We start from the raw sequence: 12,773 nt of genomic DNA on the forward strand, positions 1-12,773 counted from the left end.
ATGTAGTGTTTTGTTTGTTGATGCGCCGGAGGCCACCGAGAGCTACCGGGGGGTGGGGGGGGGGAGGGTGGGAAGTGTATAAGGGACAGTGGGGGGAGGTGGGGGGGTCGGGGTGGCTGCTGGTCGCGGTGTCGGCCGCGGCGGGCGCGGCGGTGCTCACCGCGTACGGGCTGGCCGTCGCGCTCGTGCGCACCAGGCGCGGGCACCGGGCGGCGATCGAGGAGCGGGGGTGGCTGCTGGAGCGGGAGCGGGAGACCGCGGCACGCACCGCCGTGGACGCGGAGCGGGCTCGGATCGCGGCAGAGCTGCACGACATAGTCAGCCACAACGTCAGCCTGATGGTGGTCCAGGCCGGTGCGGCCCGCGAGGTGCTGGAGACCATACCGCGGGAGGCGGCCGCTGCCATGAGCGCCGTCGAGGACGCCGGGCGCACGACGATGACCGAGCTGCGCCACCTGCTCGGCCTGCTCGCTCCCGCGCAGGACGGCAAGGACGAGCCCTACGGCGCTGCCCCGGAGGCGGAGCTCTCGCCGCAGCCGAGCCTGGCCCGGCTCAGTCCGTTGATCGACCGGATGGTCTTCGCCGGGCTGCCGGTCGAGGTCCGGATATCCGGCGAACCCCGGCCGCTGCCGGCCGGGATAGACGTCACCGCCTACCGGATCATCCAGGAGGCGCTGACCAACGCACTCAAACACGGGGACGGGGTGAAGGCCGAGGTGAGCGTGAGATACGCGGACCACGCGCTGCGGGTCGAGGTGCTCAACAGCGGACCGAGCGTGCTGTCGGGGGACAGGGCGCCCGCGTCCTCGGCGCCCGTCACGACGGACACTCCTCCCGCGCCGTCCGGGCCGTCCGGGCCGGCAGTCGGGGAGGAGGCCGGGGAAGCCAAGGCGGCCCGGGCGGACGGTGCCGGGCGCGGACTGCTCGGGCTGCGCGAGCGGGTCGCCGTGTACGGAGGGGACTTCGACGCCCGCCGACGCCTCGGCGGCGGCTACCGGGTCCGCGCCCGCCTCCCGCTGGAGCGCCCGTGACCACGCCGACCACGCCGACCACGCCGACAGAACGGACCGAGCCGACCGTGCCCGCGGCGGGGATGCCCGCGCCTGCCCCCGCGCCCGATCCCGCGCCCGATCCCGCTTCCGTCCCTGCGCTCGGGCCGCGGGTGGTCATCGCCGACGACCAGGAACTCGTCCGCACCGGATTCCGGATGATCCTGACGGCACGCGGGATCGATGTGGTGGGGGTGGCGGCCGACGGGGTGGAGGCCGTCTCGCAGGTCCGGAGCCTGCGCCCGGACGTCGTCCTGCTCGACATACGCATGCCGCGCCTGGACGGACTGGAGGCCGCCCGGCAGATCCTCGCCGAGGCCCCTGAATGCCGGGTGATCATGCTGACCACCTTCGACCTCGACCAGTACGTCTACGCCGCCATCGCCGCCGGAGCCAGCGGGTTCCTGCTCAAGGACGTCACCCCGGAGTACCTCGCCAACGCCGTGCGGCTCGTCAACACCGGAGACGCGCTGCTCGCCCCGTCCATCACCCGTCGGCTGGTGGAGCGCTGCGCGGCGGCCGCCGCCGCTCGGGGCGGCGGCGCGACCCCGGCGCCCCACCCGGACCTCGATGCCCTCACCCCGCGCGAACGCGAAGTGCTCACCCTCATGGGCCACGGCCTCTCCAATGCGGAACTGGCCCGGGAGCTCACGCTCAGCGAAGCCACCGTGAAGACCCATGTGGCCCGCATCTTCGCCAAATTGGCCCTGCGCGACCGGGCGCAGGCGGTCGTCCTGGCCTACGAGACGGGTCTGGTCACGCCGGGCCCGCAGGCGTAGGAGGCGTCGTCCGGTCGATCGGCCCGGGCTGTGCCAGGAGGTGCAGGCGCAGGGCGAGTTGGAGTTCCAGAGCCCGGGCGGGGACGTTCCAGTCCGGCCCCAGGAGCCGGCCGATCCGGTCGAGGCGCTGAACGACGGTGTTGACGTGGATGTGCAGGGCGTCCTTGGCCCTGGAGAGGCTCGCTCCGTGCGTGTAGTAGGCCCGGAGCGTGTGCACCAGCTCGGTGCCGCGCTGGGCGTCGTAGTCGATGACCGGGCCCAGCACCTGGTGGACGTACCCGCCGACGTCCCCGTGGTCCCCGATCAGGAGGCCGACGAAGCCCAGGTCGGGGAGGGCGGCGCCGTGGCCGGTGTGGCCCAGGGCGTGCAGGGCGTCCAGGCAGCGCACGGCCTCGGCGTACACGGCGGGCAGGGCGCCCGGGCGGCCCGCCGGTCCGGCGGAGCCCACCGTGACGGGGGCGCCCAGGGCCTGCCCCAGCTCCGCCGCCAGCGACCGCGCGAGGTCGCCCGGCCGCCCGGCCGGGACGAGGAGCACGATGTCCCCCTCGTGCGGCCCGGCCAGGCCGTCGAGGGCCCGGGCCCGGCGGGCCGCCTCCGCCGACATCCGGGGCCGCAGGGCCGCGTCGCCGCGCAGCACCAGCACGGAATGCGGGCGCGCCAGGTCGACGCCGAGTTTGCGCGCCCGGATCGTCTGGCTGCCGGGGTCGCGGGTGCGCCCCGGGCTCTCCGGGGTCAGCAGGTCGCTGAGCAGCTCGCCGCGGACCCGGTCCTCGGCGTGCGCCACCGACCGCCGCAGCAGCAGCAGGAGCGCGGTGACCAGGCCGGTGCGCTCGAACAGACGCCGGTCGGTGTCCGAGAGGTCGGCCCGCCCGGTCAGGGCGATGCTGCCGAGGAGTTCGGGCCCGGCCAGGACCGCGCAGACCCATACCCCGTCCACCGGGACGGCCCGGCCGCCGGAGCGCGAGGCGGCCACCCCCCGGTCGGGCGGGCCGATCGGATCGCTGCCGACCCGGGCCAGCTCGGCGCCCTCGGCGTCGTGCACCACCAGCCCGCCGCGCAGCAGCGCGGCGACCTCGCGGGCCACGTCGGTGACGTCCCCGCCACGCAGGACCAGGTCGGTCAGCCGGTCGTGGGTCTCGGTGGCCAGGCGTACGGCCTCACTGTGCGCCCGGGCGGTCTCGGTGGCGGAGTTGAGCTCGACCAGGGCCGTACGCGTCTCCTCCAGCAGCCGCGCGCCGTCGATGGCGACGGCGGCGTGGTCGGCGAGCGAGGAGAGCAGGGCCACGGCGTCGGGGGCGAAATCCCGTACCGAGCGGTCGGCGGCGTAGAGCACTCCGATGACCCGAGAGGCGACGCGCAGCGGGACGCCGAGGATGCCCCGCAGCCCCTCCTCGCGGACCCCGGCATCGATGGTGCTGGTGTGCCGGAAGCGGTCGTCGGCGCGGTAGTCGGCGCTGGCGTACGGGCGGGCGGTCTGGGCGACCAGGCCGCCGAGCCCCTCACCCATGCCGAGGCGCAGCTGCTGGAAGGCGGCGGAGACGGACCCGTCGGTGACCCGCATGAAGGTGTCGCCCGCGACGGGGTCGTTGAGCGTCAGGTAGGCGACGTCCGTGCCCAACAGGGTCCTGGCCCGCCGCACGATGGCCCGCAGCACCGCGTCGAGATCGCGCAGCGCCGCGAGGTCGCCGGCGGTGTCGAACAGCGCGGTGAGCTCCGCCTCGCGCCGCCGGTGCTGGTCGAGGGTGCGCCTGATCCCGAGGGCGACCCGGGTCGCCTCCTCCACGAGGGCCTGCTCACCGGCCCCGGCCCCGCCGGTACGGGCCTGCGCGCCGGGCCGGGCGAAGTCCTCGACGGGTGCGCCCCGGTCGAGCAGGTCGAGGAGCTGCCGCAACGCGCCGGCCGCCCGCTGCCCGGTGGCGCTCTCGGTGGATTCGTTCACGGGAGCCATGCTGGCAGCCCTTCGGTGCGGGGGTGGTGACCGGGTCCCGGGTCCGCCCGCCGTGCCCGGAACACCGGACGCGGCGGGCGGATCCGTGCCGGGCGGGTCAGGCGGGGTCGGATACCGAGACGGCCGCGGACCGGGCCGCGCGGCCCTTCCCGCCGGCCTCCGCTCCGACGTCCGCCCCGGCCCTCGGCACGGACAGGTCCCGCCCCCGCGTCTCGCGGGCGAAGGCGACGGTGAGGGTGGTGACGACGGCGGCGGCCGAGAGGTAGACGGAGACCGGCACCGAGGAGCCGTACTCCTTCAAGAGCTCGACGGCGATGATCGGGGCCAGGGCGCCCGCGATGATCGAGGCGAGCTGGGAGCCCATGGAGGCGCCCGAGTAGCGGACCTTGGTGTCGAACATCTCGGAGATGAAGGCGGCCTGCGGCCCGTACATGGCGCCGTGCAGGAGCAGGCCGACGGTCACGGCCGCCGTGATGACGGCGAAGGACTTGGAGTCCACCAGCGCGAAGAACCCGAACGCCCACAGGGCCATGCCGACCGAACCGATCAGCGTCACCGGCCGGCGCCCGATCCGGTCCGACAGCGCGCCCCAGGCGGGGATGGTGAGGAAGTGGACGGCCGAGCCGATCAGGAGCGCGTTCAGGGCGGTGGTCTTGGGCAGGCCGAGGTGCGTGGTCACGTAGACGAGGAGGAAGGCGGTGAGGACGTAGTACGAGATGTTCTCGCCGAACCGGGTGCCGATCGCGGTCAGGACCTGCCGCCAGTCCTTTCGGAACACCTGGACGACGGGGGCCCTGTCCTTCTCGGCCGAGCGCGCGGCCTCGGCCTGCGCGGCGAGGAAGACGGGCGACTCGGAAACCGAGAGCCGGATCCACAGCCCGACGACCACGAGGAGCCCGGAGAGCAGGAAGGGAACGCGCCAGCCCCACGCGAGGAACGTGGCGTCCGACTGCACGGCGGCGAGCAGCGCCAGCACCCCGGTGGCGAGCAGGTTCCCGCCGGGCGCCCCGGACTGCGGCCAGGACGCCCAGAACCCGCGGTGCTCGGCCCCGCCGTGCTCGGAGACGATCAGCACGGCCCCGCCCCACTCGCCGCCCAGCGCGAACCCCTGCACCAGGCGCAGCACGGTCAGCAGGATGGGAGCGCCGACACCGATGCTGGCGTGGGTGGGCAGCAGCCCCATCGCGAAGGTGGCCCCGCCCATCATGACCAGGCTGAGCACGAGCAGCTTCTTGCGCCCGACCTTGTCCCCGAAGTGCCCGAACACCACCCCGCCCAGCGGCCGGGCCAGGAACCCGATGGCGTAGGTGAGGAAGGCGATCAGGGTGCCGGTGAGCGGATCCGCGGTGGGGAAGAACAGCTTGTTGAAGACCAGGGCGGCGGCGGTACCGTAGAGGAAGAAGTCGTACCACTCGATGGTGGTCCCGATGAGGCTGGCGGCCACGATCCGCCGAATGCCGGTCGGAGCCTTCGGGACGGCTGCGGGGGAGACCATGTGCACCACTTCCAGGGTGTCTGCGGGGACGTCGGGCGTGGCCACAACGTAGAAGTCCCCAGGTCAGCGGTATATGTGGCGCGTCATCACAATCAACCCCACCTGAGTGTGCCAGACCACCACACGGCCCGAACCGATCTCCTCGGACCTCTCCTGACGCGGGTGGGAAGACCCTGCCGGAATTGCAGAGTTGCGCCGCTTTTGGGGATGCGGTGCTGACTCCCGTGCTGACCTGGTGCTGACCTGAAACCCCATGTCAGCACCCCTCGCAACCTGTCCCTTGCTGACTTGGTGCTGACTACGCAGCGTTGAGAGCGACGTGACTCCGGTCGAGCCGACGCAAATCGGAAGCGGCGGAGAGCTCGGATCGGCTCCGCTGTCGAGGTCCGGTTCGCGCTCAGGGGCGGCCGGCACGACGTCGCGTGAAACCCGGGTGCGCGACCGCACCTGGCGTGCCGCGGGTGCCCTGGCCGACGCGCTCAGATGCCCAGACCAGCGCTGGACCCAGCCTTCGAGTGGCGATCCCGCTGTTCTGCCCATCTCTCCCGGAGGCCGGCGCGCCATGTTGTGGAGAGCCCACAGGGAGCGTGTCGAGGCCACTGCTGTCGCGCCGGTAGAGGTGTCAGGCCTCGCCGAGCGTCCAGTGCTCACTCCGGCGCTGGCATGCGTCGGTGAGAACACGGTCGACCGGGTCGCCGTGGACGAAGCCATCCGCATTACATCGCTCCTAGCGCCCGGTCCAGGCAGAAAACGTTGGGACCGTAGAGCACGAGCCTCAGGGCGGAATGGACGGCATGAGCTGGCGCAGAGGGCGTGCGGGCAGCTCGACTTCACCCACGACCCGCTGCTCCTTACCGGGAGCATCCGCTGACAGTGTGAGCCGGATCCGCGCCCGCACCCGGGTTGGGCGCCCTCGGATCAGGTTCGGGTCAGAAACGCCAGGAGGGCGGCGCTGGTCTCCTTCGGGTGGGTGAGGAGTCCGCCGTGTGCGGCGTCGGCGATGACCGTGAACTCCGCCTGGGGTAGGGCGTCGGCGGAGATCTTGGCGGCGCGGGGCGGGAAGTAGAAGTCGTGCTCGAAGGCCAGGACCAGCACCGGGACGGTGATGTCGGTGAGCGCGGCCATGCGGTGCGGGTCGCGCAGCCAGGCTTGGGCCGCGGTGGCCTGGCCCACCTCCCCGTCGGCGGACGTCCAGAGGTCTTCCTGGGCGGAGAGGAGTTCCAGCCAGGTGCGGGTCTGCTGCTCGTCGTCGCACAGGACGGCGGGCGGCAGGCTCGACAGCAGGGATTGCAGGCGCGTGAAGGCGGCGGGCAGCCGACCGGTCGTGGCGATCAGCTCGGCCTCCGCGGCCAGCATGGCGTCGAGGACCCCGGTCACCGGGCCGGCGCCCGCCATGAGCACCACCGAGGCCACCAAGTCGGGCCGGGTGTGGGCCAGTAGCTCGACGGTGAAGCTCCCCAGTGAGTACCCGATGACCGTAGCGCTGGTGAGGCCGAGGGCGTCCATCAGTCCCGCCAGGTCCCCGGCCATGTCGGCCATCGCGTACGGGGACGCGGGCGCTTCGGAGGGGGCGACGCCGCGTGCGGCGTAGGTGATCACCTCGAAGCCCGCCCGCACCAGGTCCTCGCGTACCCCGCACAGCTCCCAGGCCACTGGTGGCATCCCCGTGCCGCCGGCCAGCACCACCGGCCGGCCCCGCCCCGTCCGCTCGTACGCGATCCGCACACCGTTCACGACCACCGACTCCACGCACGCCCCCTGGTCCCGCACCGTTCCTTCGGGGCAGGATGCCCGCCGCAGACAGAAGAGTCCATCGACTCGGACACCTGGACGGCGGTGGCGTTTCGTGCTCGCGCGGTCTCGGGTCCGATCGGTGCAGAGGCCCCATATCGAGCACATATCAACGTCCATTAGTTTGTTGATGCGACGCCCGCTTCCCATCAGGGACGGGTGGTTGCTGTCCCCTGCCCCATTCCTCTTGATCGCCGGATGGACATGACGAAGAACCTGAAGATCTCCCTGGGCCTGGTCGCCCTGGTGCTGGCCGTGGTCGCCGCCCTGCTGCTGGCCAACCGCTCGCCGGACGCCGCACCGGCAGGTGACGGGACGGGCACCGGCGAAGCCGCTGCCGCTTCGGTGCTGGTGCGCCCCGACAGCCACCGCCTGTCCACGGCGAAGGACGGCAAGGTCACCGTGGTGGAGTTCCTCGACCTGGAGTGCGAATCGTGCCGGGCCGCGTTCCCGGACGTCGAGTGGCTTCGCAAGGAGTACGAAGGACGGGTCACCTTCGTGATGCGGTACTTCCCGATCCCCAGCCACCGCAACGCCGAGCTCGCCGCTGCGGCCGTGGAGGCCGCCGGGGCGCAGGGGAAGCTGGAGGAGATGTACACGAAGATGTACGAGACCCAGGCGAGCTGGGGGGATCAGCAGGTCTCGCACGAGGAGACGTTCCGCGGTTTCGCCCGGGAGCTGGGCCTGGACATGGCGGCGTTCGAGAAGGCGTGGAAGGACCCCGCGACCGCCGCGCGGGTGAAGAAGGACCGTGAGGACGGGATCAGCCTCGGAGTGCAGGGCACGCCGACGTTCTTCGTCAACGGCAAGCGCCCGAAGATCACCGGCTACGACAGCTTCAAGGCCGTGATCGAGGCGGAGCTGGCCAAGTGACCGCCACCGCACAGCGGTCCGGGTCCGGCCCGGTGGGGCCCGCCGGCTTCCCCCTCGTTCCGGGAGCCCGGCTGCTCGCTCTGATCCTCACCGTCGGGGGTGCGCTGGGCCTGCTCGCCGCGTTCACCCTGACGGTCGAGAAGATCGCGCTGCTCAAGGACCCCTCGTACAAGCCGTCGTGCAGCATCAACCCGATCCTGTCCTGCGGGTCGGTGATGACCACCCCGCAGGCGGAGGCCTTCGGCTTCCCGAACCCACTGCTGGGCATCGCCGGGTTCGCCGTGGTCACCGCTCTGGGTGTGGTGCTGCTGACCGGGGCGCTGTTGCCGCGCTGGATGTGGCTGGCCGTGCAGGCCGGGGTCACCTTCGGGGTGGTGTTCGTGCACTGGCTGATCTTCCAGAGCCTCTACCGGATCGATGCCCTGTGCCCGTACTGCATGGCGGTGTGGGCGGTGATGATCCCGGTCTTCTGGTACACGACGCTGCGCAATCTGACCCACGGCGTCCTGCCGGTACCCGCGCCGCTGCGCGGCGGTGTCCGGGTGGCGGCCTCGCTCCACGGAGTGGTGCTGACCGTCTGGTTCCTGCTGATCGCCGGGCTGATCCTGCAGCGGTTCTGGCTGTACTGGACCAGCCTCCTCTAACCCCTGCCGTCCCCGTCACGAAGGCTGTACCCCTGCTCATGAGTACCTCCCTCCCCGTCTTCGGCCGCCTACGTGCCGCACGCCGGGCCGCTGCTGTCGCCGCCGTGCTCGCGGTGGCCGTGTCGGCCGCGGGATGTGCGCCCGGCAACACCCCCGCTTCCTCGTCCGCGCCGGCGGCCGCGGGCCTGGCGCCGGTACCGGCCGCCGACCGCAAGAAGGCGCCGGACCTGGAGGGCGAAAGTCTGACCGGTGAACGGCTTCAACTCGCCGACCACCGCGGCAAGGTGGTCGTCCTCAATGTGCGGGGTCCCTGGTGCGCGCCGTGCCGGGCCGAGGCTCCGAACCTTCAAAAGGTCTACGAGGACACTCGTGAGCAGGGTGTGGTCTTCCTCGGTATCAACACGCGTGATGCCGGCCAGGACAACGCGCTCGCGTTCGAGGAGACCTACGGGATGACCTACCCCAGCCTGTGGGACCCGGACGGCAAGCAGCTTCTGAAGTTCAAGGGCACCATCTCTCCGTCCTCGATCCCGAGCACCCTGGTGATCGACCGCGAGGGGCGCATCGCGACCAGCGCGATGAAGGCCCTCTCCGAACAGGAACTGCGGTCCATGCTCGAACCCGTACTGAAGGAGGGCTGAACCGTGGTCCTGGCTGCCGCGTTCGACACCACCGTGCTCACCGGCTCCGTCCTACTGGCCGTACCCGTCGCGGCGCTCGCCGGACTGGTGTCCTTCTTCTCCCCGTGCGTACTGCCCCTGGTGCCCGGCTACCTCTCCTACGTCACCGGGGTCAGCGGCGCGGACCTGGCCGACGTGCGCCGGGGCCGGATCCTGGCGGGCACCCTGCTCTTCCTCGCCGGGTTCACGGCCGTGTTCGTCTCCTTCGGCGCCTTGTTCGGATACGCAGGGAACACCCTCCTGGCCCACCAGGACCTGCTGATCCGGATCCTGGGCGGGCTGACCATCCTGATGGGCCTGTCATTCATGGGCGTACTGCCCGGCATGCAGAGGGAGTGGCGCTTGCACAGGCGCCCGGCCGCAGGGCTGGCCGGCGCCCCGATGCTGGGCGTGCTGTTCGGCCTGGGTTGGACGCCGTGCATCGGCCCGACCCTCGGCGCGGTGCAGGCGCTGGCGTTCAGCGAGGCCAGCGCCGGACGCGGCGCACTGCTGACCGTGGCCTACTGCCTCGGCCTGGGCGTTCCCTTCCTCGTCGCCGGTCTCGCCTTCCGCAGGGCCTTGGGTATCTTCGCCTGGGTCAAGAACCACTACCGGTGGGTGATGCGGATCGGCGGCGGCATGATGATCGCCACCGGCATCCTCATGGTCACCGGGGTGTGGAGCTTCTTGATCGGCCAGATGCAGTCCTGGAGTGCCGGCTTCACCATCGGCATCTGAACCGGGTCCCGGACCAGAGCACTGCCACCGCACCGCCCCCGAGACGAAGGACCCCGTGACGTGACCGAGGAGCACCAGGACGCGTGTGACCTGCTGTGCCTGGACCTGCCCGTGGCGGAGGAGATCCGCCGCCGGATGCCGGCCCTGCCGACGCTCGAATCGGCTGCCACCGCCGCCAAAGCGCTCGCCGACCCCACCCGACTGAAGGTGGCCGCCGCCCTGGCCGAGGGCGGCGAGCTGTGCGTCTGCGACCTCGCCTGGGTGGTCGGACAGGCCCAGAACCTGGTCTCGCACCACCTGCGTCAGCTCCGTACCGCGGGTCTCGCCGTATCGCGCAGGGACGGACGGCTGGTCATGTACAGCCTCACCGAGCGAGGCAAGGCCCTGGCCGGCACGGTTCTGGCCCTTGCCGCGGCCGAACCCTCCTGATCTTTCCCGCACTCGAAAGCCCACCACGATGAACGGACACCTTGTGACGCCCGCGACGAACCGCATCCGGACCGCCTGCGCGGCAACTCTGGCCCTGGCCGCGGCACTCACCCTGACCGCGTGCGGCTCCTCGCAGCCCCACCACCCGGGTACGGCGGATCAGGTCGTCTCCCGGCCCGCGGGCAGTTCCCCGTACAAGGGCACCGAGCTGTCGAAGCCGTTCGCCAAGCCCGCCCTGGTCCTCACGGGCGCCGACGGCCAGCCCTTCGACCTGCGCGAGCGGACCGCCGGACGGACCGTGCTGCTGTTCTTCGGTTACAGCAGCTGCCCCGACGTCTGCCCCACCACCATGGGGGACGTCGCCGTCGCCCTGGGCAAGCAGCCCCAGGAGATCCGCGACAACACCCAGGTCGTCTTCGTGACGACCGACCCCGAGCGCGATACCCCGGCCGCCCTCGACAAGTGGCTCGACGCCTTCTCCCCTTCCTTCATCGGGCTCTCCGGCAACCTGGAGCAGGTCAAGAAGGCCGCCATCGGAGTCGGGATCGCCATCGAAGACCCCAAGAAGCATCACGACGGGTCCGTCACCTCCGACCACGGTGCCCAGGTCCTGGCCTTCACCCCCGACGGCGAAGGCCGCGTCGTCTACACCAGCGGCACCACCGTGGACGACTTCACGCACGACCTGCCGCTCCTGGCGAAGAACACCCGTAGCTGACCACTCATCCCCACCCGCTCCCGTAATTCACCGCCCTGGCCGGGCTCACCGGCTACCTGGTCATCACCTACTTCACCCGGAAGGGATGCGGCCACGGCTACGAGGACGCCGGGCATCGCGCCCTGCACGCCCCCCGGACGGAAGCGCGGGAGCGACTGTCCCCGTGGCTGGCCGTGTCGGCCGTCAGCCCCGCGGCCGGCGTCCTGCTCGCCACCATCCGCCCGCTGCCCGCCTCCCTCACCCCGGTACTGCTGGCGATGGTGGGCGGGGTCCTCCTGCGGACCGCCGTCGTCGGACTGAAACTCGCCGCAGCCAAGCGCAGGTCCGGGGAACTGCGCGGCTGGCACATCTCCGTGTCCGTCGCCGCGGCGTCCACGATCGGGGCCGTCATGGTCCTGGCGCACTGACGGCACCGCGAGGGGCCGTCCCACCAGACCACAGCAGGCGCCCCGGCAGCCGGCCGGCTCGGTCTGCTGCGGGAATGCGACACCGCCGCCGACCGGCGGCACCGAACACAACGACCCGAAGGACGGAAGAAGCATGGGCGCACACTGCTGTGGCAGCACCGCGGCCACGACAGCACAGACCGCCGACGCGCAGGACGAGTCCCAGGCCACCGCCCCGCAGGCACCGCCCGCGTCCCCGGACAGCCACGACAGCGAGCCGGCCGCCCCGGCCACGGTCTGTTCGTCGCAGGGCTGCTGCTCCTGACACCGTGCGCCGTCGGGCACCGGCCGCCGCGCCGGTCCCCGACGGCGGCGCAGGAACGTTCTCAGGCTGAAAGGCAGAAATGAGCGTTCGCCACGCCCACGGCTCCCACCCGCACACCGACCACCACCACGAGGTGAGCCCGGACTCCGACCGGCGCTATCCCACCGCGGCCCTCGCGCTGATCGCCGCACTCATGGCCGCCGAGGTCGCCGTCGGACTGACCGTAGGCTCCCTCGCACTGATCTCGGACGCCGCGCACCTGCTCGCCGCCGTGCTCGGGTATGAGGCCGCGATCCGCCTCATCGACCCGCCCCAGGTGCAGGGTGGGCCGGTCCTCCTCACCGCCCTGGGAGGAGTCGCCGTGAATATCATCGCGGTCCGGCTGATCGTCAAGGCCAACCGCACCAGCCTGAACGTCGAAGGTGCCTTCCAGCATCTGCTCAACGACCTGTGGGCCTTCACCGCCACCGCCGCGGCCGGCCTGGTCGTACTGCTCACCGGATTCACCCGCGCCGACCCGCTCGCCTCGCTGCTCGTCGTGGCGCTCATGGCCAAAGCCGGGTACGCGCTGGAACGCGAATCGTGGAAGGTCCTCCTCGAAGCCGCACCCGCGGACCTCGACCCCGAACGCATCGGAGCGGAACTCGCCTCCTGGCCGGGCGTGGCCGGGCTCCGCCACCTGCACATCTGGACGATCACCTCCGGCTACCCCGCCCTCAGCGCCCACCTCCTGGTCCGCGACGGCCGAGACTGCCACGCGCTGCGCAGCGCACTGCAGGACCACCTGGCCACGGCGTACGGGATCAGCCACGCCACCCTGCAGACGGGCCACACCCAGCACCCGGAGGCCCTCGAGGGGCCGGTGCACTGCGCCGCCCCGCGCGGCACCACTCACCATTAGTACAGCCTCGGCTTAATTCAGCGTTCGCTGTAACGTGA

Annotated in this window: 14 protein-coding genes; 11 read left to right on the forward strand and 3 right to left on the reverse strand. The window is 71.8% G+C overall.

What is annotated here, in order from left to right; all coding sequences use genetic code 11:
- Positions 1-98: 98 nt before the first annotated feature.
- Positions 99-1,031, forward strand: a complete 933-nt coding sequence (locus DRB89_RS15465; protein ID WP_239516161.1) for a histidine kinase — start codon at positions 99-101, stop codon at positions 1,029-1,031.
- 62 nt (positions 1,032-1,093) lie between these two features.
- A complete protein-coding gene (locus DRB89_RS15470; RefSeq protein WP_112453454.1) occupies positions 1,094-1,828 on the forward strand; it encodes a response regulator transcription factor in 735 nt (244 codons plus the stop codon).
- Here the strand turns inward: DRB89_RS15470 and DRB89_RS15475 are convergent.
- The 3 genes from DRB89_RS15475 to DRB89_RS15485 all read right to left on the reverse strand — a co-directional run bounded on the left by DRB89_RS15475 (position 1,806) and on the right by DRB89_RS15485 (position 7,041).
- Positions 1,806-3,776 (reverse strand): GAF domain-containing protein, encoded by a 1,971-nt coding sequence (locus tag DRB89_RS15475; RefSeq protein WP_112463304.1) that lies wholly within the window; start codon positions 3,774-3,776, stop codon positions 1,806-1,808. The two genes, DRB89_RS15470 and DRB89_RS15475, sit on opposite strands and share 23 nt — an antisense overlap.
- Before the next feature lie 97 nt (positions 3,777-3,873).
- Positions 3,874-5,271, reverse strand: coding sequence for an MFS transporter (locus DRB89_RS15480; protein WP_112453455.1), 1,398 nt, complete (start codon positions 5,269-5,271; stop codon positions 3,874-3,876).
- A gap of 918 nt (positions 5,272-6,189) precedes the next feature.
- On the reverse strand, positions 6,190-7,041 hold the full coding sequence (locus DRB89_RS15485) for an alpha/beta hydrolase (protein ID WP_162688596.1): 852 nt from the start codon (positions 7,039-7,041) through the stop codon (positions 6,190-6,192).
- 225 nt (positions 7,042-7,266) lie between these two features.
- Here DRB89_RS15485 and DRB89_RS15490 point away from each other — a divergent pair, with 225 nt between their 5' ends.
- From DRB89_RS15490 to DRB89_RS15525, 9 genes are all read left to right on the forward strand, one after another.
- Positions 7,267-7,935, forward strand: coding sequence for a thioredoxin domain-containing protein (locus tag DRB89_RS15490; RefSeq protein ID WP_112453456.1), 669 nt, complete (start codon positions 7,267-7,269; stop codon positions 7,933-7,935).
- Entirely contained in the window at positions 7,932-8,579 is a 648-nt protein-coding gene (locus DRB89_RS15495; RefSeq protein WP_239516162.1) for a vitamin K epoxide reductase family protein, read from the forward strand. Before DRB89_RS15490 ends, DRB89_RS15495 begins: the two co-directional genes overlap by 4 nt.
- Before the next feature lie 38 nt (positions 8,580-8,617).
- Complete coding sequence (locus tag DRB89_RS15500) at positions 8,618-9,220, forward strand: TlpA disulfide reductase family protein (RefSeq protein WP_112449026.1); 603 nt, start codon at positions 8,618-8,620, stop codon at positions 9,218-9,220.
- A 3-nt stretch (positions 9,221-9,223) separates the two neighbouring features.
- Positions 9,224-9,976, forward strand: a complete 753-nt coding sequence (locus DRB89_RS15505; RefSeq protein WP_112449027.1) for a cytochrome c biogenesis protein CcdA — start codon at positions 9,224-9,226, stop codon at positions 9,974-9,976.
- A 60-nt stretch (positions 9,977-10,036) separates the two neighbouring features.
- The gene (locus tag DRB89_RS15510) at positions 10,037-10,405 is read left to right on the forward strand and encodes a metalloregulator ArsR/SmtB family transcription factor (protein ID WP_112449028.1); all 369 of its coding nucleotides are present in this window, start codon (positions 10,037-10,039) and stop codon (positions 10,403-10,405) included.
- Between the two features lie 28 nt (positions 10,406-10,433).
- Positions 10,434-11,123 (forward strand): SCO family protein, encoded by a 690-nt coding sequence (locus DRB89_RS15515; RefSeq protein WP_112449029.1) that lies wholly within the window; start codon positions 10,434-10,436, stop codon positions 11,121-11,123.
- 173 nt (positions 11,124-11,296) lie between these two features.
- Entirely contained in the window at positions 11,297-11,530 is a 234-nt protein-coding gene (locus tag DRB89_RS15520; protein ID WP_112449030.1) for a hypothetical protein, read from the forward strand.
- 133 nt (positions 11,531-11,663) lie between these two features.
- Positions 11,664-11,834: a hypothetical protein gene (locus DRB89_RS42950; RefSeq protein ID WP_162688597.1), complete on the forward strand. Its 171-nt coding sequence runs from the start codon at positions 11,664-11,666 to the stop codon at positions 11,832-11,834.
- A gap of 79 nt (positions 11,835-11,913) precedes the next feature.
- Positions 11,914-12,735 (forward strand): cation diffusion facilitator family transporter, encoded by an 822-nt coding sequence (locus tag DRB89_RS15525; protein WP_112449031.1) that lies wholly within the window; start codon positions 11,914-11,916, stop codon positions 12,733-12,735.
- Positions 12,736-12,773 lie beyond the last annotated feature (38 nt).

Origin of the sequence: Streptomyces sp. ICC4, from assembly GCF_003287915.1 — a bacterium.
In the GTDB taxonomy this organism is placed as follows: Bacteria; Actinomycetota; Actinomycetes; order Streptomycetales; family Streptomycetaceae; genus Streptomyces; species Streptomyces tritrimontium.

Excerpts from the sequence above, each read along its gene's own strand:
- DRB89_RS15525 (WP_112449031.1), top strand. The coding sequence starts at position 11,914 with ATGAGCGTTCGCCACGCCCACGGCTCCCACCCGCACACCGACCACCAC.
- DRB89_RS15480 (WP_112453455.1), bottom strand. The coding sequence starts at position 5,271 with ATGGTCTCCCCCGCAGCCGTCCCGAAGGCTCCGACCGGCATTCGGCGG.
- DRB89_RS15470 (WP_112453454.1), top strand. The coding sequence starts at position 1,094 with ATGCCCGCGCCTGCCCCCGCGCCCGATCCCGCGCCCGATCCCGCTTCC.
- DRB89_RS15500 (WP_112449026.1), top strand. The coding sequence starts at position 8,618 with ATGAGTACCTCCCTCCCCGTCTTCGGCCGCCTACGTGCCGCACGCCGG.
- DRB89_RS42950 (WP_162688597.1), top strand. The coding sequence starts at position 11,664 with ATGGGCGCACACTGCTGTGGCAGCACCGCGGCCACGACAGCACAGACC.
- DRB89_RS15515 (WP_112449029.1), top strand. The coding sequence starts at position 10,434 with ATGAACGGACACCTTGTGACGCCCGCGACGAACCGCATCCGGACCGCC.
- DRB89_RS15490 (WP_112453456.1), top strand. The coding sequence starts at position 7,267 with ATGACGAAGAACCTGAAGATCTCCCTGGGCCTGGTCGCCCTGGTGCTG.
- DRB89_RS15475 (WP_112463304.1), bottom strand. The coding sequence starts at position 3,776 with ATGGCTCCCGTGAACGAATCCACCGAGAGCGCCACCGGGCAGCGGGCG.